The 21,128-nt window shown below is 29.2% G+C and carries 18 protein-coding genes; 8 read left to right on the forward strand and 10 right to left on the reverse strand.

All coding sequences use genetic code 11. From position 1 onward, the window contains the following. Nucleotide 1 precedes the first annotated feature (1 nt). From wecB to LPB302_RS05650, 4 genes are read right to left on the reverse strand one after another with little or no spacing between them, the layout of a single operon-like run. Nucleotides 2-1,093: a non-hydrolyzing UDP-N-acetylglucosamine 2-epimerase gene (gene wecB / locus LPB302_RS05635; protein WP_053972814.1), complete on the reverse strand. Its 1,092-nt coding sequence runs from the start codon at nt 1,091-1,093 to the stop codon at nt 2-4. Continuing rightward, nucleotides 1,094-1,612 (reverse strand): class I SAM-dependent methyltransferase, encoded by a 519-nt coding sequence (locus tag LPB302_RS05640; RefSeq protein ID WP_053972815.1) that lies wholly within the window; start codon nt 1,610-1,612, stop codon nt 1,094-1,096. Next, nucleotides 1,605-4,043, reverse strand: coding sequence for a YfhO family protein (locus tag LPB302_RS05645; RefSeq protein ID WP_053972816.1), 2,439 nt, complete (start codon nt 4,041-4,043; stop codon nt 1,605-1,607). Before LPB302_RS05645 ends, LPB302_RS05640 begins: the two co-directional genes overlap by 8 nt. 38 nt (nt 4,044-4,081) lie before the next feature. Further along, on the reverse strand, nt 4,082-4,336 hold the full coding sequence (locus LPB302_RS05650; RefSeq protein WP_053972817.1) for a DUF4834 family protein: 255 nt from the start codon (nt 4,334-4,336) through the stop codon (nt 4,082-4,084). 163 nt (nt 4,337-4,499) lie between these two features. On the opposite strand from LPB302_RS05650, the gene LPB302_RS05655 reads away from it, so the two are divergent. The 6 genes from LPB302_RS05655 (at nt 4,500) to LPB302_RS05680 (ending at nt 10,195) form a co-directional block, all read left to right on the forward strand. Then, complete coding sequence (locus LPB302_RS05655; protein ID WP_231658684.1) at nt 4,500-5,519, forward strand: transporter; 1,020 nt, start codon at nt 4,500-4,502, stop codon at nt 5,517-5,519. A 19-nt stretch (nt 5,520-5,538) separates the two neighbouring features. After that, entirely contained in the window at nt 5,539-6,660 is a 1,122-nt protein-coding gene (locus tag LPB302_RS05660; protein ID WP_053972819.1) for a hypothetical protein, read from the forward strand. A 47-nt stretch (nt 6,661-6,707) separates the two neighbouring features. Next, nucleotides 6,708-7,415 (forward strand): 16S rRNA (uracil(1498)-N(3))-methyltransferase, encoded by a 708-nt coding sequence (locus tag LPB302_RS05665; protein WP_053972820.1) that lies wholly within the window; start codon nt 6,708-6,710, stop codon nt 7,413-7,415. A 40-nt stretch (nt 7,416-7,455) separates the two neighbouring features. Continuing rightward, nucleotides 7,456-8,097 carry a DUF4159 domain-containing protein gene (locus tag LPB302_RS05670; RefSeq protein WP_053972821.1) on the forward strand — a complete coding sequence of 214 codons (642 nt, stop codon included), beginning with the start codon at nt 7,456-7,458 and terminating at the stop codon, nt 8,095-8,097. After that, nucleotides 8,081-9,016: a bile acid:sodium symporter family protein gene (locus LPB302_RS05675; protein ID WP_053972822.1), complete on the forward strand. Its 936-nt coding sequence runs from the start codon at nt 8,081-8,083 to the stop codon at nt 9,014-9,016. The genes LPB302_RS05670 and LPB302_RS05675 overlap by 17 nt, the downstream gene beginning before the upstream one ends. A gap of 120 nt (nt 9,017-9,136) precedes the next feature. Continuing rightward, nucleotides 9,137-10,195: a lysophospholipid acyltransferase family protein gene (locus tag LPB302_RS05680; RefSeq protein ID WP_143032730.1), complete on the forward strand. Its 1,059-nt coding sequence runs from the start codon at nt 9,137-9,139 to the stop codon at nt 10,193-10,195. Between the two features lie 102 nt (nt 10,196-10,297). On the opposite strand, the gene LPB302_RS05685 is transcribed toward LPB302_RS05680, so the two are convergent. The 4 genes from LPB302_RS05685 to LPB302_RS05700 are packed head-to-tail and all read right to left on the reverse strand — an operon-like array spanning nt 10,298 to nt 15,504. Next, nucleotides 10,298-13,216 carry a serine hydrolase domain-containing protein gene (locus tag LPB302_RS05685; RefSeq protein ID WP_053972823.1) on the reverse strand — a complete coding sequence of 973 codons (2,919 nt, stop codon included), beginning with the start codon at nt 13,214-13,216 and terminating at the stop codon, nt 10,298-10,300. 21 nt (nt 13,217-13,237) lie between these two features. Then, nucleotides 13,238-13,723, reverse strand: a complete 486-nt coding sequence (locus LPB302_RS05690) for a hypothetical protein (RefSeq protein ID WP_053972824.1) — start codon at nt 13,721-13,723, stop codon at nt 13,238-13,240. Nucleotides 13,724-13,763: 40 nt separating this feature from the next. After that, complete coding sequence (locus tag LPB302_RS05695) at nt 13,764-14,591, reverse strand: 3'-5' exonuclease (protein ID WP_053972825.1); 828 nt, start codon at nt 14,589-14,591, stop codon at nt 13,764-13,766. Between the two features lie 58 nt (nt 14,592-14,649). Beyond that, nucleotides 14,650-15,504 carry a PPK2 family polyphosphate kinase gene (locus LPB302_RS05700; RefSeq protein WP_053972826.1) on the reverse strand — a complete coding sequence of 285 codons (855 nt, stop codon included), beginning with the start codon at nt 15,502-15,504 and terminating at the stop codon, nt 14,650-14,652. Between the two features lie 161 nt (nt 15,505-15,665). On the opposite strand from LPB302_RS05700, the gene LPB302_RS05705 reads away from it, so the two are divergent. Beyond that, nucleotides 15,666-16,619, forward strand: a complete 954-nt coding sequence (locus LPB302_RS05705) for a hypothetical protein (protein WP_053972827.1) — start codon at nt 15,666-15,668, stop codon at nt 16,617-16,619. Here LPB302_RS05705 and LPB302_RS05710 read toward each other — a convergent pair. Continuing rightward, nucleotides 16,616-18,346, reverse strand: coding sequence for an alpha-amylase family protein (locus tag LPB302_RS05710; RefSeq protein ID WP_053972828.1), 1,731 nt, complete (start codon nt 18,344-18,346; stop codon nt 16,616-16,618). The genes LPB302_RS05705 and LPB302_RS05710 overlap by 4 nt on opposite strands. A gap of 12 nt (nt 18,347-18,358) precedes the next feature. After that, the gene (locus LPB302_RS05715; protein WP_053972829.1) at nt 18,359-19,279 is read right to left on the reverse strand and encodes a carbohydrate kinase family protein; all 921 of its coding nucleotides are present in this window, start codon (nt 19,277-19,279) and stop codon (nt 18,359-18,361) included. Nucleotides 19,280-19,468: 189 nt separating this feature from the next. Here LPB302_RS05715 and LPB302_RS05720 point away from each other — a divergent pair, with 189 nt between their 5' ends. Next, nucleotides 19,469-21,118, forward strand: a complete 1,650-nt coding sequence (locus tag LPB302_RS05720) for a solute:sodium symporter family transporter (protein WP_053972830.1) — start codon at nt 19,469-19,471, stop codon at nt 21,116-21,118. Nucleotides 21,119-21,128: the final 10 nt, after the last annotated feature.

Raw genomic sequence — 21,128 nt, forward strand, 5'->3', positions numbered from 1 at the left:
CTTATAAATTCTGTATGGTTTCTAAAACTCTTTTAGTTGCATTGCCATCCCAAAACTTTGGTACTTTTCCATTTTTAAAAGTGCCATTAATAATGCTAGAAATTTTGTTACTAATTTCTTTGGTATTAAAAGTCATTAAAACATTAGTACCTTCTTCTAAAGTTGATGGCCTTTCTGTATTTTCTCTTAACGTGATACAAGGAATTTTTAAAAACGTAGTTTCTTCTTGAATACCTCCACTATCTGTTATTACACAAAATGAATATTTTATTAATTTTTGAAAGGCAAAATAATTTTGTGGATCTATAATTCTTAATTGGTTGATGTTTTTTAAATCATCATATAAATTGAACTTTTCGAAACTATTTTTTGTTCTTGGGTGAATTGAAAATACTACAGTATGATTTTTTGTAATGTTTTTAAATAAATCTAAAATTTTTAGAAGCGCCTCTTTTGTATCTACATTTCTAGGTCTGTGCATGGTTACTAAAATATAATCTTGAGTCTCCAAACCAGTTTCTTCAATGATGGTAGATGCTTCAATTTCCTTATTAAAATGAACCAAAGTATCTATCATTGTATTCCCAACAAAGGCAATTTGATTGTCTTTTTTACCAATTTGCTTCAAATTTTCTATTCCACTTTTTTCGGTAACAAAGCAGATATCAGTAATTTCATCCGTTAAAATACGGTTAACTTCTTCTGGCATTTGTCTGTCTAAACTTCGTAATCCGCTTTCTAAATGCCCCAGTTTTACACCTAATTTATTAGCAGAAATTGCAGCTGCTAAAGTTGAGTTTACATCACCTACACAAAGCAAAATGTCTGGTTTATAATTATTAATCACACTTTCTAAGGCAATTATAATTTCGCCAATTAAACTATTTGCAGATGTTGCAGAAACACCCAAAAAGTAATCAACTTCTATATTGAATTGCTCTAAAAATACAGCAGACATTCTTTGATCATAATGCTGACCTGTATGTGCTATTTTCACTTCTAAATCTGGAAAATTTTTAGCAACTTTTTTAAACTGCGTAATTTTTACAAAGTTGGGTCTTGTACCAACTACAATCAATATTTTTTTAGTCATCTAATTTCTTATTGCATGAACTGCATAATATCTAGGAGTAAATTTCCTTAGAATTGGTCTGAAGCCAATTTTACTAATTGGGCTTGTCCATTTTTCTTTTTCTTGTATAGACCAACCAGATTTTTCTAACAGCCAATCAAACTGCCAATCTTCAAATTCATGATAATGTCTGTCCCACATATCAGTTTTACTTCTGTATGCTTTTGCAAACCATAAATCTAAAGGTATAGTTGCAATTAAGGTAGTTGCTTCAATTGTTCTTAACACATTAAAAGGGGCCAGTAAATGCTCAAAAATTTCAAAAGCTGTTACTGCATCTACTTTATGTTCTTTAACAATTTCTGGTAAAAGATCTAAATCCTCTCCTTTTGTATTTATAACAGTATAACCATTCTGTTCCATAATTTCAGAAAAAGGATTTCTTATTCCTAAATCTAAAATTGTGGCTGGTGCAGGTAAAACTTTCTTCAGAAATTCTAAAGTATGGTCATATCTTTTTGTTGGTAACTTGCTATACATTTAGAGTTGATTTTTTCTTTTTTCTGTCATCATAAAACAACCAACCAATAGTTATTGCAATTAATAATCCATAAGAAATTAAAGACACTAAACTACCTTTTTGAATAACCTTAGGTTCAAATTTAAATACAATTTGATGTTTTCCTGCAGGTACTTTCATTCCTCTTAAAACATAATTCACTCTATAATGTGGAGTAAATTCTCCATCAATATAGGCATTCCAACCATCTTTATAATATATTTCTGAAAATACTGCAAACTGCTCTGAATTTGAATTTGAGCTATAAATTAATTCAGTAACTCCATATTTATCTAAAGAAATAGTTGCTGTAGAATCTTTTTGAAAATTAAATTTAACTGAATCTTTTAACTTGCTTTTATCTATAACAACACTTTTTTGTGTATTTAGAGAGTCTAAAGCTTTCATTTCTTTATCTGCAGAATCTACTAAAAGAACATTATCTACAAACCAAGCATTACCATAAGCATCTATATTTAATTGAGCTTGTGGTTGATTATTTTGATCAGCAATTATAAAATATTTGGTGTTTAACATATTTAAAACACTCATATTATTTTTTGCTATTTGATAATCAAACAACTCTTTGTATCTACCCATTTTTGCAGCATGATAACCTCCTATTGATTGATGAAAATAAGAAGTAGAACCATCTTGCATAGGGTCTACAGTAAAATTTGCTACTCTGTAATGAGATTTATCTTTTAATATCTGCTTATCTGCATTTGAAGCCAAGAAGGGTTTTTCAACTCTTCTAGAAGGTTTAAAGTCAGACTCATTCACATAACGTTTGTCTACAGAAAGTAAATCTATAAGTATAAAAATTACAAGTGTTACTACTGCATATTGCTTTTTTAATTTTTCTTTTAAAGTGAACCATAAAATACCAGCTGTTAAAATTACAAAACCAAATGATCTAAGAGAATCCATAAGTAACATAGATTTTCTATCTGCTATAACTGCATCTAATAATCCTGGTAAATCATTATAACTAGCATCTCTTAAGCCTTCAAAAGTTGAAAAGCTTTGAGCCAATAAATAGCCAAAAACAATTAAACCTGAAAAAGTGAAAAATGCATTTTCTAAAGCCTTCTTTTTCTTTTTAGTTGATATTTCTGATGAGAAGAATTCCTTTAGAGCCAATACACCTAATATTGGCACACATAGCTCTGCTATAATTTGTATGGATGAAACAGCTCTAAATTTATTGTATAGAGGAACATAATCAATAAAAATGTTAGTTAAAACATCAAAATTTCTACCCCAGCTTAATAATATTGAAAATACTGTAGCTGCAATTAACCATTGCTTTAGTTTGCCTTTCACAAGAAATATTCCTAAAAAAAACAAAAAGAATATAACTGCACCAATGTAAGCAGGTGCTTCAATTATAGGTTGGTCTCCCCAGTAAGTAAGTACTTGTTTAGAATAATCATTTGCTACTTTTTTACCAGCAGTTTTTTCTACTAATTTATAGAAGTTAGAATCTTCACCTAATTCTTCTAATGTACCTCCACCCATAAATCTTGGAATAAACAAGTTGAAAGTTTCTAACTTAGCATAACTATATTGAGTAATATAACTTTTATCTAAACCTTGCGTTTCTTGTTTTTTAGAGCCATCTGCATTTATTGTCAATTCAGATTTTCCTCTTGTACTAAAATCTGTATATTCTTTCATTGCCATAAGTCTTGGTGCATTTGCTCCAATACCTAAAATAACAGCTGCTATAATTACTGCTGCTTGTTTTATAAAACGAGATAAATTATCTTCTTTTATAGCGTGAATTAATTCTACAACTCCTAAAATTAATAAGCAAAAGCCTAAATAATAAGTCATTTGTATATGATTAGCATAAATTTCTAATGCCATTGCTAAACCTGTAACTATAAAGCCAAGTACGAACTTTCTTCGAAAAACAAGTAAAACCCCAGCAACCACCAATGGCATATAAGCTATTGCATGTGCTTTAGAATTATGCCCAGGAATAAAAATAATTATCAAATAGGTAGAAAAACCAAAGGCTAAAGCCCCTAAAATTGCCAATCTCCATTTAACTTTCAATGCCAACATTAGTACAAAAAAACTTAAAAAATACAAAAAGGTATAATCAGCTGGTCTTGGTAAAAAACGTAAAGTTCTGTCTATTGTTCTTACAAAATCATATGGATAATAGGCACTTATTTGATAGGCAGGCATTCCACTAAAAGAAGCACCTGTCCAATAAGGTTCTGCATCATTTTCTGCTCTGTAATCTACAATTTCTTTAGCCATCCCAGTAAATTGTGTAATATCTGACTGTGCTATTTTTTGTCCTTTTAAAACAGGATGAAAATATAGAAGAGATGCAATTATAAAAAGTACAATTGCAATAACGTAAGGTAAAATCTTTTTTGGTTTCAAGCTTAAAATTTAGTGTGATGTATTCATGAACTTATAAGTAAGAAACGTTAGTCTATTTCTTCAAAATCTACATATTCACCTACAGAGTTTTTACTTTGTGATTGATTTTTAGGTGCTTTATCTATAATAGTTTCACCTTCTCTTATATTACTTTTAGGTTGCTGACCTCCAAATTGTTGCTCAGCTTTCTTTTGCATAGTATCTGCAACTTTAGCTAATAAAAAAGGCGCCAAGAATTTAGCTATAACCTTAAAAGCATAGTAAAATAATAATATAAAAAAGATAGTTTTTAATAAACCCATTTAGTACTTGCATTAAATATGAATCAAAAATAACAATTTGGCAACAATTGTTACGTTAACAAAGTATAAAACTTTAACAATTGTAAAAAAGTATACATTGCTTTTTAAAACAGCAATTTTGTTCTATGTTTGTTTATCTTATAAATTTAAAACTATTTTTTTGATGATGAGAAATCATAAGTCGAAATTCTTTATTTTCATATTTCTTATTAGTATTTCATCAATCTATAGCCAGTACACAAACGTTATAAACTCTAATAAACCAGGATTTTCAGAAAGTCCTTACAGTGTAGGAAAAGGTGTTTATCAGTTTGAAAGTAATTTATTTTGGAGAAACACATCTATAGAACCTACTTTCTCTAGACCACAATCTTTTGGTTTAGACTTGCTGTTTAGAACCAGTTTTTTATCAGAAAAGCTAGAGTTGAATACACAAATTAGTTATCAAAGAGATGAAATTGCTTTTAAAAATATATTCACTTCATCTTACTTTACCAATGGTTTTGGCAGATTTACCATTGGTGCAAAATATTTGGTTTTTCAGCAAGAATATGAAGACAAAACTAAAGAGGTTAGAAGTTGGAAAAGAAGAAATGCTTTCGATAAAAAAAGGTTGATACCTTCTGTAGCCATTTATGCTGGTTTAAATACAGATATGGTAAATGACATATACAAAACAGGCAGTATGTCTCCTAAAGCAGGTATATTATTACAAAACAATTTAAGCTCCGACTTTAATATCATAACCAATGTCTTTTATGATTACATAGGTACTGATTTTGCTGAATTTTCTTATATAATTACTGGAACTATTAATTTAAGTGATAGATGGTCTACCTTTTTTGAAAATCAAACCATATTTCAAAAAGAACAAACCAACTCTAATTTGGGTACTGGTTTGGCTTTTTTATACAGTAGAAATTTACAAGTAAATGCCTCTGGTAGGTTTCTATTTGAAGGAAAAGCACAAGGTTTCTACGCAGGTTTTGGAGTATCTTACAGAATAGACAGGCATAAAGACAGCTATAAGGAGCTAGATGAAAATGGAAAAGAAATAAAAGACACTCCAATTTCTAAATACAATAAAAAACAGAATGGCTTTTTTAGTAGGCTTTTTAGTATTTTTACCAAAGACAAGAGTAAGAAAAAAACTAGAAAAAGAGTAAAGAGAAAAAGAAACTAACAAAATCAAGTACATCTAAATGATTACTATTAAAGAAGTGCACACTAAAAGTGAAATGAAACAATTTGTTTTATTTCCTTTTTCTATTTATAAGAATAATGATTTTTGGGTACCTCCTATTATAAAAGATGAAATCGCAAATTTTGACGCTAATGAAAACCCTGTTTTTCAAAATGCAGATGGTCGCTTCTTTTTGGCTTACAGAAACAACAAAATAGTAGGTAGAGTAATTGCTATTATAAATTGGTATGAGGTAAACAATCAAAACATTAAAAAAATGCGTTTTGGTTGGTTTGATGTTATAGATGATGTAGAAGTTACCAAAGCACTTTTAAACAAAGTAAACCAAATAGGTAAAGAAAACAACTTAGCATATATAGAAGGACCTGTAGGTTTTAATAATCTAGATAAAACAGGAGTTTTAATAGATGGTTTTAATCATATAGGCACTATGATTACTTGGTATAATCACCCTTATTACAAAGATCATTTAGAGCAACTTGGGTTTGTAAAAGAAAAAGAATACTTAGAAAATAAGTTTAAATTTAAAAATGTTGATGCTACATACTACAACAGAATCAGCAACATTATTAAACGCAGATTTAAGCTTAAAGCATTAGATTTTACAAAAACCAAAGATATTTTACCTTATGTAGATGAAATGTTCGAAGTCTTTAGTGCATCCTATTCTAAACTATCTACTTTTGTACCTATTTCTGATGCTCAAATAGCCTTTTTTAAAAAGAAGTACATATCTTTCATTAACCCAGAATATATCAAATTTGTGGTTGATGAAAATAATAAACTCGTTGCTTTTGCAATTGTTATGCCCTCATTTTCTAAAGCTTTGCAGAAATCTAAAGGTAAATTGTTCCCCTTTGGAATTTTAAGATTATTACATGCTAGAAAATATTCTAAAGATGTAACATTCTATTTAATTGGTGTTCATCCAGCTTATCAAAACAAAGGAGTACATGCTATTATTTTTGATCAATTCACTAAAACATTTAACAACTTAGGTATTGAAAATTGTATAAGAACTCCTGAATTAGAAGACAATGAAGCTATTAAAAAAATATGGGAAAACTTTAATCCAGAAACTCATAAAAGAAGAAGAACTTACAGAAAAGAGATTCAGTAGCCAAAAATTTTATGAATAGAATTAACCAACTTTATAATTAATCTAAAATGCAACTTTTTTACAATTCAGAAATTAACGAAACTACAAAACAAATTGTTTTTGATAAGATTGAAAGTAGACATATTGTAAAGGTTCTTAGAAAGAATGAAGGTGATATTCTAAAAATAACCAATGGAAAAGATTTTTTATTTGATGCAAAAATTACTATTGCTAGCGATAAAAAATGCATTGTAGAGATTATTTCTGCAACCCAAAAACCAAAACCTTGGCCTTACTATTTGCACATTGCAATTGCACCTACCAAAAATAACGACAGAACAGAATGGTTTTTAGAAAAAGCAACTGAGATTGGTATAGATGAAATTACACCACTAATTTGCAGTAACTCAGAAAGAAGGGTTGTTAAGTTAGAAAGATTCGAAAAAATCATTCAATCTGCAATGAAACAATCTTTAAAATTCACATTACCAAAATTAAACAACCCAATAAAGTTTAATGATTTTATACAACAAGATTTTGAAGGTTTAAAATGCATTGCTCATTGTGAAGAGCATGAAAAAAACCTTTTAAAGAACGTTATTAAAACTGAACAAAAGATTACAATACTTATTGGTCCTGAAGGTGATTTCTCTTTAGGTGAAATTAAAAAAGCTTTAGAAAAAAACTACACTCCAATATCTTTAGGAGAAAGTAGATTAAGAACAGAAACTGCTGCTTTAGTTGCTGTAAATACAGTTTCTTTAATGCAAGAGTAAAATCATTTTTGCTATCTTGCTTTTCTATTCAATATAAAATATGAAGCAACTCTTATTTTTAATTACCTTAACTCTCACTGTAAATTCTTACTGTCAAGATGTTGCCATTTTAAAATATAATGGAGGAGGAGATTGGTATGCAAATCCAACAGCTATTCCAAATTTGGTAGCTTTTACTAATCAAAATATAAAAACAAATATTTCTAAAAACCCACAAACAGTTGCTGTTAATAGTAATGATATTTACAATTTTCCAATTCTGTTTTTAACAGGTCATGGAAATGTATACTTTTCAGATGAAGAGTCCTCTAACTTAAGAAACTACTTAATTTCTGGAGGATTTTTACATATTTCAGACAATTATGGTTTAGATAAATTTATAAGAAGAGAATTAAAAAAGGTTTTTCCGAGTTTAGATTTTAAAGAAATACCAAGTAATCATCCTATTTACAACCAGACATTTAAATTTCCAAACGGAATTCCTAAAATTCATGAGCATGATAAAAAATCTGCACAAGGTTTTGGGTTGTTTTATGAAGGGAGATTAGTTGTTTTCTATGATTATGAAACAGACTTAAGTGATGGCTGGGAAGATGAAGTAATTCATAATAACCCAAAAGAAGTTAGAGAGAAAGCCTTAAAAATGGGTTCAAATATTATAGAATATGCTTTTACAAACTAGTGCTAATATTAATATTGATGATATTAAAATAAACTTCGACTCAAGTGGTTTATGGGTTTTAAATATTGCTATTGCAATTATAATGTTTGGAGTTGCTTTAGCAATTACTGTAGATGATTTTAAACGATTATTAAAAAACCCAAAAATTGTTTTTGTTGGGGTATTATCGCAATTCATATTATTACCCTTATTTACTTTTTTAGGAATTTTATTGATAAAACCTCATCCAAGCTTTGCTTTAGGAATGATGATGATTGCAGCTTGTCCAGGAGGAAATGTTTCTAACTTTTTTAGTAAAATGGCCAAAGGTAATGCAGCTTTATCAGTAAGTTTAACTGCCTTTGCAACCCTGATTTGTATTTTCATGACTCCCTTTAATTTGCAATTTTGGGGGAGTTTATATGAACCTACAAATGAAATTTTAAAAACTGTAGAACTTAATTGGGTAGATTTATTAAAGTTAGTTTCCTTAATCTTAGGAATACCTTTAGTTTGTGGAATGCTAATAAAACATTACCATTCAGAAATGGCTGGCAAAATAGAAAAGGTTTTAAAACCTTTATCAATGCTAGTTTTTATAGCGCTTATATTTATAGCTTTTTCACAAAACTTAGATGTTTTCGTAAATCATATTCATCATGTTTTAGCCTTGGTTGTGCTACATAATATATTCGCTTTCATTTTAGGCTATTTTACAGCAAAAGCTTTTAAACTCAATAAACAAGATTGCAAAACAATATCTATGGAAACTGGAATACAAAATGGAGGCCTTGGGTTATTGTTGATTTTTGGCTTTTTTGATGGTTTAGGAGGAATGGCTTTATTAGCTGCTTTTTGGGGAATTTGGGATGTTTTTTCTGGAATGCTATTGGCTACTTATTGGGGAACAGAAAAAAAAGTGTCACTAAAAAAATCTTAAGTGAAAAAATAGGGACCTTCCTCACTTAAGATAGTGAATTGGGGTATTCTTAATAAGAATTAAATTTACAAACAAAGAGAGAAACTAAATATGATTTAAATCATGTTTTAAATTTTACTTATGATTTTAAAGAAGATTTGGTATAATTACGTAAAACTATTTTTAAGAATTAGTTTGAATTTCTATGCTAAAGAAATTAAAATTGTGGGTAGAAAAAACATACCCAAAAAAGGAGCCATTCTATTTGCTATAAACCATCCAAATGCATTGATGGACCCTTTGTTTGTTACCACATTTAACCCTAGAGAAAATCATTTTTTAGTAAGAGCAGATGTTTTTAAAAAGCCATTGGTTAAAAAAGCTCTAACTTCCTTAAACCTTATGCCTATTTATAGAATTAGAGATGGTAGAAAGCAATTGTCTAATAACGAAGAAATTTTTAATAAGTGTTTTAACATTTTAGCTAAAAAGGAAACGTTAATTATTTTTCCTCAAGGAGGCCACTCTAGAGATAGAAACATTAAACCATTAAGTAAAGGCTTTACTAGAATTGTATTTGGAGCTTTGGAGCAAAATAAAGACTTAAATATAAGTGTTATTCCAACAGGAATTACCTATCAAAATTCGTCTACTTACCCAAGTAAAGTATGTGTTCAGTTTGGAGAACCTATTGATTCTAAAACTATTTATACAAATAATGAAAAAGCAAAGGCCATAAATATTTTAAAGGAACAAGTTAGTAATCAACTAAAAGAATTAACGGTTCATATTCCTGATGATGAAAAATACCAAAAAACTTTAAAAAAGTTAAATGATGCGAATGTAGATTTTACAGAAGTTGATAAGGTGAATGCAATGATTCGAAATCAAAAATTTCCTGAACCAAAAGAAAAGAAAACAAATTATGTAAAACCTCTTTTTTACCTGATTTTACTTAATAGTATTCTACCCTATTTTATCTGGAAAAAATTCTCAAAAAATATTGGTGAAATTGAATTTATAGATACTATGCAATATGGAGTAAATGTGGTTACTTTTCCTTTGTTCTATATACTACAAAGTATGGTTTTGTCTTTTTTCTTTGGTTGGCAAATGGCTCTCTATTACTTGATTCTATCTATTATTGCAGTTTATTTGCATACAAAACTGGCACCAATAAATACTGAAAACAATAAGTAGTTGTAGCTGAAAAAACATAAATAAGCTTAGCCCTGATTGAAGCAATTGTTTGAGCTCTTTTGAGGCACGAAAAAAGCGAGTGCGTAAAGCAGGAAATAGCTACTAATTTATAATTGCATCTTGAATAACTTGCTGAATTTTTGTTCTCATATTAGACCTCACTAAACCTCTATTACTCATATTTGGATAGGTTCTATTTGATAGAAAAACGTAAACAATTCCACTTTGAGGATCTGCCCAAGTGTAAGTACCTGTAAAACCAGAATGACCAAAACTTTCATTTGAAACACAACCACAAGTTGCTTCTACTTTTGGATTTAATTGAGGTTTATCGAAACCTAAACCTCTTCTTACTTTCTTATCTTCATAATAACGAGTGTTGAACTTGTCTATAGTTTCTGGTTTTAAATATCTTCTACCACCATAAAAACCCTTTTGCAAATACATTTGCATAATTTTGGCAACATCATTAGCATTCGAAAATAAACCTGCATGACCTGCAACTCCACCTAACATTGCTGCACCCATATCATGCACATTACCATGAATTAACTGGTTTCTGTAATAATCATCTTTCTCTGATGGTATTATTACAGATTTATGGAACTTTTTTAATGGTAAGTAAGTCATTCTATCTGCACCTAAAGATGCATAAAACTCCTCATCTACCAGTTTATTAAGGGGTTTTTCATATTTTTCTTCTAAGGCCTCTTTAAATAAATAATAACCTAAATCACTATACTTATAACCTTCTCTTTCTCTTTGTTCAACCTCTTTGATATATTTATAAATACTGTCTTTATAAGAGTGCTTTAAATATAAATTTTCTGCTACTTTCACATCGTAAGTTTTAGATTTTCTTCTGCTGTAAAACTGGTCTGAATTTAAGCCTGTTATACTATCTTGAGTAGCTTTATAAAAAGGAATCCAAGATTTTAAACGTCCAAAATGCGATAGAATTTCTTTTACTGAAACCTCTGCTTTGTTCGTATTTCTAAAACTTGGCAAAATATCTTGCAAACTTGCTGAAAGTGGTATTTTTTCTTCTTCTTCAGCTTTCATTATTAAAGGCAAAGAGGCTAAAATTTTCGTTAATGATGCTAAATCATAAACATCTGAATTTCTTACTTCTCTTTCTTTTTTATCTGTATGATAGCCATAGCTTTTTTGTAAAAAAACTTTACCATTTCTGGCTGCTAACACCTGAAAACCTGGAGCCATTTTTTCTTCTAAAATAACACTAGCTAAGCTATCTATTTCTTTTAGTTTTACTGAAGACATATTTACAGCTTCTGGAATTGTGTATTCCATTCTACTTAAACTGTACGTTTGTAAACCAAAACCTTCTTTAAAATCTTCTTTGATAGAAACAGGCAATTTACCATTAGCTGCAAAAGCTCCAAAAAGTAACTGAGCAGAAAGTTCTTGAGCTAGTTTACTATTTTGATATGAAACAACAATGGTTTCAATATTTGTAAAACTTTTGATTTGCAACATACTATAAGGACTTGCAAAAACATCTAAAATAACTTCTTTTTCTCTTGCAATTTCTTGCAACCAAACCAATTCTTTACTCTTAAACTTATAACTTTTCCAAGGGTGATTGTTAGATTTATGGAAACCTATAATAACTTTATTATAAGGCTCTAACCTATCTTTTAAATCACTTAAATTATTAGCGTTAACAACATCTATTTTAGTATAATTTTTAAGCATCTTTAAAAAGTCTCCTCCATTTGCATCACCCAATTTCACATAAGCAATCTTTTGTTTTTCTAAATTGGAGAAAGGAATACTTTGTTTTTCATTCTTAATTAAAGTAAGTGAGTTTTTTACCAATTCTCTATGCAACAAATCATCTTCTACCCTATTTAAGTCTTCGTGTAAATTTTCTAAAACTACAGGTTTGTAATTGTTTAAACCCATCCAATATTTTGCTTTTAGAATTTTTCGAACAGAAAAATTTAAACGCTCTTCAGTTAATGTATTAAGTAATAAACCTTGTTTTATGATGTTTACAGTAGCTGGCACATCTTGTGGAATTAGCAACATATCATTACCTGCTTGAATGGCTGCCAAATCAATTTCTGCAGAAGTAGAATAATCACTAGCTCCTTTCATATTTAAACCATCTGTAATAATTAAACCATTAAAGCCTAATTCTTGTTGTAATAAATTAGTTACAACATTTTTAGATAATGATGTAGGCAAACTTGGGTTAGATTCTAAACTAGGAATGTTTAAGTGAGCTGTCATTACACTTCCTATTCCTGCATCAAAAATTTTCTTATAAGGATATAATTCTATAGAATCTAAACGTGCTTTATCAAAATCTAAAAGAGGTAAAGTATGGTGTGAATCTGATGCTGTATCTCCATGACCTGGAAAATGTTTACCATTAGCCATTACTTTATACTTTTGCATTCCTTGAGTAAAAGCAATTGCTTTTTGAGTAACATTCTCTTTACTTTCTCCAAAAGATCTATTGCCAATAATAGGATTTTCTGGATTTACATTTACATCTAAAACTGGCGCAAAATTAATATGAATTCCTAATCTTTTGCAATGCTGCCCTAAATGTTCTCCAAACTTTTTTACTAAAGAATCGTTTCTTATTGCGCCTAAAGTCATGTTCCAAGGAAATCTATAAGTATCTTCTAAACGCATATCTAAACCCCATTCACCATCAAAACCAACCATTAATGGTAATTTAGAAATAGATTGGTATTTATTATTTAAAACTGCCTGTTTTTGAGGTGTGCCTTGCATAAATATTAAATTACCCACATGATATTTAGTTATCATTTCTGTAATAAAATCTTCATGTTTTTGATCTAAATTAGAATAGGCTTGTATCATGAATAATTGACCTATTTTTTCATCAATGGACATAGAATTCATGATACTATCTACCCAAATTTCTTGAGCTTCAAGATCGTTAGCAAGTAAAGGATCTACTCTTTGAGATTGTGCTTTGAAAGCAAAACCAATCAAAAATAATAGCAGTATTTTTTTTCTCATATTCTTTTTCAACTTCAATATTTATACCAAAAAACGGTTGTGCCAGCTTTCTCTGGCTGGTATTTCCCATTTTTGCTCAAAATCTTCTTTTGTATTTACCATATTATTAAATACAATAGTGTCTTTTGTAATTTTATCTTCTTTAGCATACTTTTGAAAATCAGAGAGTTTTACTAAATTTATTGTATCATTATCTTTAAAAGTCACATTCATTTTATCCATTAAATCGATATTTAAATCGTTTTGTAATTGTTGAATAAAACGCACTGAACTATCAATAGAGCAACCAGAAACATTGTTAAAACTCTCATCTACAGCCAATACTAAGAATTGATTGTATTTTATGGTAAAAGAGCCTTTTAAATTATCTCCATGCCTTGTCCAAGAATTAATGAACTGTTGGGTTTTGGTCGATATAAAATCGATCTCTTTATTGGTAAATTCTCTATTTGCTTGGTAAATCCAAACACGAGCATTATTGGGTAATTTTTTATATTCTGTAAACATAATTTTTGTTTGTTAGAATTTAGATAAAAATATTTAATCCTTATCTTAAATTAAATTTTTGCTGCAAAGCTTTTAGCTTATCTTCATCAGATAATGTTTCTTTTGGTGCAGCCATTCTTTCTTTTATTTGCTTTAAAACCTTTTTAGTGTATAAAGGAAAGTCTGCATTCTGAATCCAATTATGATAGCCAGGGTTCTCTGTTAGGACATCTTCTACAGTTCTTCCTTTATATTTTCCGAATGAAAAAATTTCTTGATTTTCTTCATTCATTAAAATAAAACCAGCAAAATCTGCTCTTTTACCATGGGTAGAAAATTCGCTTAATGCATCTACTGAGTTACCTATATCATCGTATTTTTCTACTTGTGCTAATAATATTTCATAAGTAGCATTGGTATCTGCTTCAGCACCATGAGCGCCTTCTAATTCTTTACCACAATAAAATTGATAACCTGCACCTAATGTTCTTTGTTCTTTTTTATGAAAGATTACCTGAACATCTATTGCTTTTCTGTCTTGCATATCAAAATCGATTCCTGCACGCATTAATTCTTCTGCTAATAAAGGAATATCGAATCTGTTTGAATTGAAACCTGCTAAATCGCAACCAGCAATCATTTCATTTACTTTACCTGCCAATTCTTTAAAGGTAGGTTCAGTAACAACCTTCTCGTTTGTAATTCCATGAACATCTGTAGCTCCTTGAGGTATTTCTATTTCTGGATTTACCAACCATGTTTTACTTTCTTTATTTCCATTTGGAAACACTTTTAGAATTGAAATTTCTACAATTCTATCTGTTGCTATATTAACACCTGTTGTTTCTAAATCGAAAAATACAATAGGTTTTGTTAGGTTTAAATTCATATTGAGGTTTGGTTAATTCTTAAACTTGCATTTAAAAATTATATTTTTTTTAAGTTTTTTATTCTTTGTTTAATTCTGTTTTAAAATCGTCTAGTTTTTCTACTAGCTTACTAGATAATTTAGGTGCTTCAAAATTACACTTCTCCAATTCTTTTAGCAATATTTCAGCAAAAATTAAACGAGCTGTAGGTTTATCATCTGCAGGAATTACAAACCAAGGTGCATTTTCTTCTGAAGTGTTATTTAGAACATCTTCATAACAGGTTTGATACTCATCCCAAAGCTTGCGTTCCTTTAAATCACTTGGAGAAAACTTCCAGTTCTTTTCTGGTAAATTTAGTCTTCTTAATAGTCGGTTTTTTTGCTCGTCCTTAGAAAGGTTTAAGAAAAACTTTAAAACTTTTGTTCCGTTTTTCACCAAATGGTTTTCAAACTGATTGATTCTATCCATTCTATTTAAATAGAAATCATCATTTAAATCTTCTAAACTATTTACAGTTGGTATGTTTTCTGAAAATATATATTCTGGATGCACTCTAGTTACCAAAACGTTTTCATAATGCGTTCTATTAAAAACACCAATTTTGCCTTTTTCTGGTAATACAATATAGTGTCTCCACAAAAAATCGTGTTTCAACTCTAATTCTGTAGGTACTTTAAAGCTATGCACTTCTACGCCTCTTGCATTTACATCTTTAAAGACCTCTCTTATTAAGCTATCTTTACCTGAAGTATCCATGCCTTGTAAACAGATTAAAAAACCATATTTACCTTCTGCATACATTGTATCCTGTAATTCAGCTATTTTTTTACGAAGCTTTTTTAAACTTTTTTTAGCATCATTAATGACCTCTTTCGTCTCAAACTGAGCTAGTTTAACCTTATTTTCTACTTTATATTTTTCTAGTTGCATTCGTAAATAAATTATTCTTTAAATATAAAGAAATTAGTACTTCTAACCTCGTTTTTAGGACAAGGTTTTACTGAAATTAGTCTTAATATTTTCTTAATTATTTATATCTGAAAATAACTAACTTTACAGCATTGATATTAAATTGATTAAAATAATTTTTAATGAGATACCTAGTTTGTTTAGTTGTACTTCTTCTTTTTTCTTGTGAAAGTGAAATTCGAGAAAAAGAAGTGATTAGTGTAGCAGGAAAAAGTTTAAAGGCTATAAACCACACCTTTTATAATTATTTATATGAAAATCAGCCAGCTACAAGAACACATACTTCTAATTTGACCATAAGTGATGATAAAATTATGGCAATTAACAATACTGTGTTTCATTATTTTAATGAAGATCTTTCTAAAAACTACACCTACACTACTAATTATAGTTATTCTTATAACTCTTTTGGATTATTAATTGATATTCAAACTGAAGGATTCTCTGATTTAAATCCAACAGTTAAAGTTGAAAATAGTTATGATTTTAATTACAATGCCAATAACGAAATTACAGAGATAAATTATAGAAATAGCTTTGGTGATATACTTACAAAATACATTTTTACGTATTCAAATGATGCTATAAATAAACGTGTTGAGTTTTACGATAGTTTTGGCTTGGTATATTACAATGAAATTGAGCTTTTAAAAGATAATAATGGTAAAATTTACAAGCAATCATCTAAGGGTCCAGTATTGTCTACAACTAATATAAATGCGCTCTCAGAAGTATTACAAGAGGCAACTTTTGATACGAATAACAATTTAGAAACATTAGCTTTAAATGGCGAAGTTTATACAGAATTTGCTTATAGGAATACTGAAATACCAGATTTTTTAAAAAAAATAAAACTACCTTTTTTAGATGCTTTTCCTCATCATATTTTAATGAGCGATTTCAGTCAAATTACAGCATACAATAACACTAATTTTATTCATGCAGAAATAGCTAAAAATGCATCATCAATTAATAAAGAATATAGTTATACTTTTAGCATAGAAAATTATCCTTTAGAGGTTGAAGTAACTGCAAACAGTAAAACCCAATATAAAACTGTATATAATTACAATTAAATAATTGAACTTTTAATACCTACTTTAGACTTATGATGAACTTTTAATTCAGATGAAATTAAGTCGATAAAAAGTGTTGCTTCTTCATCCTCAAAACTCCAAGATATATCTATCTTATTTGAACCACTAGAATTTACTTTTATTTTACCTGAAAAGGCTTTGCAAGTATTTCTAAATCGAATTAATGCTAACTGTTTTAACACGATTTCTTTTTGAAGACCTTCATTAATTTGTTCTAAAGATAAGTTGGTTCTGTTAATTTCTTTATGACCTCCACTACCTGCTTTATCTGCAGCTTCATAATCATTTTTACCTGCAAATAAATCTAAGTACCAAATTTGAGGAATTCCTGGCATAAACATCTGAATAGCTCTTGCCATAAGTAATTTAGTTTCATTTTCATCTAATGCACTAAAATAAGTGGCATTTACTTGATAATAAGATATTTTATTTCCTTCTGCATCATATAAATTTTTGACTCTACCACCTCTATTTAAAATAGTAGTCATAATGTTTTCTATCTCCTTATCTTCTAATAATCCTTTATTGTATGCACCATTAACTTCTTTACCTTTTAAATCTAAAACAGGTATTCCATCATGACAACCTAACATATTTACAGTCTTATATTTTTTGTCTACAATTTCATGAATCCATTTTAATAAGGCTGAATTATTCTTACTTTCTAAGGTATGTATGGTTAAACCTGGCAGAAAGAAATCATAAATAAAATACCCTTCTTCAGCAACCTCTTCATGTAATTTTACTCCATATTCAGCATGAATTTCTGGCAACAACATTAAATCATGTTCATCTGCAATATTTTTTATTTTACTTAAATAATTCCAAGTTCCTGGCGTATTAAAAAAGTTGGTTTCACCTACTTGTTTATGCAAATATGCAAAAGCATCTAATCTTAAAATTTTACCTCCATAACTACTTACTTTCTCAAGTGTTTCTTGGTAAAACTCCCATATCAAATCAGATTTTGCATTAACATCCATTTGACCTAAAAAGGTAGAATTCATATAAATGTGATGCAAAACTTGTAATTTCTGATTTGCATACGTACCAAAATCAATCGTAGCTAAATCTTCTTCCTCATCAATAGCCTTATTAATTCTAGCACAAAGAGAACTTACATCAGCATTACTTTCCTCTAAAATAGATTCAAGTTTGCTTAGATTGATTTTATTTGAAGTGACTTTTTGATAAAAAGTGTTCCAATATGGTTTTACAGATTCATCAGGAAAAGGCACTTGCAAAACTGGCAAACCAGACTTTCTCATAAAAAGTTTATCTAGAAAAGCTTTATGGGGTATCATTATGCCATCATTACCCATTGTTGCATTACCTTCCCAAAAGTTATTCCAGTTGATGAAGAAATCTTTGTACTTAGATTGTTCTCCATTTTTAATTAAATCTTTAAACTGAGGAGAAGCCACTGATAAATGATTCAAAACAATATCAAATTTCAACTCAATATTTAAATCTTTTAATGCTTTTAAATCTGATTTTGAGACAAGCTCTTTATTTAAATTATAATCTATGATAGAGAACCCTCTATCTAAATCACTATTAAAAAAAGTTGGCAAAACATAAAATAAAGAAAATGCATTTTTAAATTCAGGTCTCTGAAACAGTTCTATTGTATCACTCAACTTAGACCCTATACTATCTGGATAAGCATTAAACATCACTCCATTAGAAATTGAATTATTGTTCATAAAATGATATTATTATTCTTCTAAATTAATTTCTTCTGGTAACCTACCCACATTTTGCAGTTTTAATGCAGCCAAATTCAATGCTATTTTTAAACATTTTTCTACTTCCATATTTTTTATGTAAGCATATAAAAAACCAGACCAGAAAGCATCCCCTGCACCTGTTGCATCTAAAACTTTGTCAATCTTAACTGCTGGCATTTCTATTAACTCTTTATTTCTTTGAGATAACTTTACTCCTTTACTTCCTAAAGTTAAACAGATTAAATCTACACCTGCCTTATGAAAATAACTAAAGATTTCATCATGAGGTAATACCTCTCCAAAAAATCTACGCATATCATCTTCACTAATTTTTAATAGAGGATTGTATTTACAATAAGCCTGAATTATTTCTATTGCTTCTTCTTTGTTATCCCATAACTTATTTGCAAAATTTAAATCGATACTTAATTTACATCCTAAATCATAAGCTTCTTTTGCCTTATTTATAATTGTTGTTTGTGCTGGCTTTTTGCTTAGAGCAAAACAAGTGGTATGATATATTTTAGTCTGCTCTAATACCTCTTTAGAAATTTGCGATTCTGTAATAACACAATCTGCTTCTCTAAAAGGTATAAAATCTGGAGTACCAGATGTTCTAGACACAAAAATGACACTTGTAGGCTTAGATTTAATGGTTTCTATGTAATCAGTTTTAACAGAAGCTGTATTTAATTTATCTAAAATATATTCTCCAAAACCATCTTTACCAACTGTAGAAATAAGGTAGGTATTTAAGCCTAATCTAGCAGTATTCATTGCAACATTAGTAGGTGAACCTCCCAAATATCTATGATAGTCTTTAGTTTCATTAATCTTTTTTTCTGATTGATGCCCAATAAAATCTATAAGCACTTCACCAACACACAAAATATCGATGGTTTTATACAAAGTAATATATCTTTAGTTTGGTCTAAAACTACAATACATTATTATTTAAGATATAATCTTATAGAAATAATCGACATTTAGAGTTACGAAAAGGTTTTAGTAAACCCAAAATTCAAGTAATATTCGTAAAAAGATATCAAAAGTTATTTTTTTCTATATTGTAATTCTAAATCAACTAAACCATTTTTAATGTTATCAATTATTACTTTTATAGGCTTTACTGCTCTAGTTGCTTTTATAGCTTGGTATGCTACAAGAAAAACAGACGAAACTACTGCTGATGGATATTATTTAGCAGGCAGAAGCCTTGGTGCTATAACAATTGCAGGTTCTTTGTTACTTACTAATTTGTCTGCAGAACAAATTGTTGGTTTAAATGGTGCAGCCTTTAAGGAAGGCTTAATGGTTATGGCTTGGGAAACTCTTGCTGCAATTGCAATAATATTTGCTGCCATCTTTTTGCTACCTAAGTATATGAAATCTGGTATTACAACTATTCCTGAATTTATAGAGACAAGATTTGATAAACAAACCAAAGGATTATTATCACTTTTATTTTTAATTGCTTACGCAATTGTATTGTTACCTACCATTTTATATTCTGGTTCTATTGCCTTTAGCACTATGTTTGATTTACCAACTGTTTTTGGCATTTCTGAGTGGAGTGTAATATGGATTTGTGTTTGGAGTATTGGAATTATCGGAATTATCTATGCTATTTATGGAGGCCTTAAAGCTGTTGCTGTATCTGATTTAATTAATGCAATAGGACTTTTAGTTGGTGGACTTTTAATACCCATTTTTGGATTATTATTAATTGGTGATGGAAGCATTGTTGATGGTTTAGAAACCTTATGGAACACAAATCCAGAAAAGTTTAACATGGAAGGTGCAGTAGATTCTTCAATTCCTTTTGGAACACTTTTTACAGGAATGATGTTAGCGCAAATTTATTATTGGGGAACAAACCAATCTATTTTGCAACGTGTTTTTGCTGCTAAAAGTTTAAAAGAGGGTCAAAAAGGAATGATGTTGGCTGCCTTAATAAAATTTATAATTCCCATTATTGTAGTAGTACCTGGTATTATTGCTTTTCATGTTTTTGGAAATGAATTAGGTAATCCAGACCAAGCTTATCCTGCATTAGTTAAAAAAGTGCTCCCAACTGCTTTTGTTGGTTTCTTTGCTGCTGTTTTGTTTGGTGCTGTGTTAAGTTCTTTTAATAGTTTATTAAATAGTAGTGCAACTTTGTTTGGCTTTGATCTTTACAAAATGTACTTTAAAAAAGATGCTACAGAACAAGAAACAGTAAAAGCTGGTAAGAGATTTGGTCTTTTGGTGGCTGCTATATCTATGACAATTGCGCCTTTTATAATTTATGCTCCAGATGGTTTGTTCAGTTATATACAACAGTCTTTAGGTAGTTTAAGCGTACCTATTTTAGCTGTGGTTGTAGTTGGTGTATTCTCTAAAAAAGTCCCTGCTATTGGTGCAAAAATCGTATTAACTTTGGGTGTTGGATTATACTTAGTAAGCCTTTTAATATTAGAACCCTTATTTAGAAATGCTGCTATAGAAGAAGCTATGGCTCAAAATATTACAGATGCTGCTCAATTAAGTATTATTAAAGCAGAAGCTTACCCTCATTATTTGCATGTTATGGGTATTTTATTCGTGTTTAATGTATTGGTAATGTTTATTACTAGTAAAATAAAACCTAAGAAGGATGCTTACATTCCAAAGGTTACAGATTCTCTAGATGTAACTCCTTGGAGATACACCATAGTTTTTGGAATAATAATTGCCATTCTTGTTTTAGGAACCTACATCATTTTCTAAATTAATATTT

This window comes from Polaribacter dokdonensis (genome assembly GCF_024362345.1).
In the GTDB taxonomy this organism is placed as follows: domain Bacteria; phylum Bacteroidota; class Bacteroidia; order Flavobacteriales; family Flavobacteriaceae; genus Polaribacter; species Polaribacter dokdonensis.

Bases quoted from the DNA above. Each gene is read 5' to 3' on its own strand.
- wecB (WP_053972814.1), bottom strand. From the start codon at position 1,093: ATGACTAAAAAAATATTGATTGTAGTTGGTACAAGACCCAACTTTGTA.
- LPB302_RS05670 (WP_053972821.1), top strand. From the start codon at position 7,456: ATGAAGCAACTCTTATTTTTAATTACCTTAACTCTCACTGTAAATTCT.
- LPB302_RS05690 (WP_053972824.1), bottom strand. From the start codon at position 13,723: ATGTTTACAGAATATAAAAAATTACCCAATAATGCTCGTGTTTGGATT.
- LPB302_RS05680 (WP_143032730.1), top strand. From the start codon at position 9,137: ATGATTTTAAAGAAGATTTGGTATAATTACGTAAAACTATTTTTAAGA.
- LPB302_RS05665 (WP_053972820.1), top strand. From the start codon at position 6,708: ATGCAACTTTTTTACAATTCAGAAATTAACGAAACTACAAAACAAATT.
- LPB302_RS05705 (WP_053972827.1), top strand. From the start codon at position 15,666: ATGAGATACCTAGTTTGTTTAGTTGTACTTCTTCTTTTTTCTTGTGAA.
- LPB302_RS05710 (WP_053972828.1), bottom strand. From the start codon at position 18,346: ATGAACAATAATTCAATTTCTAATGGAGTGATGTTTAATGCTTATCCA.
- LPB302_RS05675 (WP_053972822.1), top strand. From the start codon at position 8,081: ATGCTTTTACAAACTAGTGCTAATATTAATATTGATGATATTAAAATA.
- LPB302_RS05655 (WP_231658684.1), top strand. From the start codon at position 4,500: ATGATGAGAAATCATAAGTCGAAATTCTTTATTTTCATATTTCTTATT.
- LPB302_RS05695 (WP_053972825.1), bottom strand. From the start codon at position 14,591: ATGAATTTAAACCTAACAAAACCTATTGTATTTTTCGATTTAGAAACA.
- LPB302_RS05700 (WP_053972826.1), bottom strand. From the start codon at position 15,504: ATGCAACTAGAAAAATATAAAGTAGAAAATAAGGTTAAACTAGCTCAG.
- LPB302_RS05720 (WP_053972830.1), top strand. From the start codon at position 19,469: ATGTTATCAATTATTACTTTTATAGGCTTTACTGCTCTAGTTGCTTTT.
- LPB302_RS05650 (WP_053972817.1), bottom strand. From the start codon at position 4,336: ATGGGTTTATTAAAAACTATCTTTTTTATATTATTATTTTACTATGCT.
- LPB302_RS05685 (WP_053972823.1), bottom strand. From the start codon at position 13,216: ATGAGAAAAAAAATACTGCTATTATTTTTGATTGGTTTTGCTTTCAAA.
- LPB302_RS05640 (WP_053972815.1), bottom strand. From the start codon at position 1,612: ATGTATAGCAAGTTACCAACAAAAAGATATGACCATACTTTAGAATTT.
- LPB302_RS05660 (WP_053972819.1), top strand. From the start codon at position 5,539: ATGATTACTATTAAAGAAGTGCACACTAAAAGTGAAATGAAACAATTT.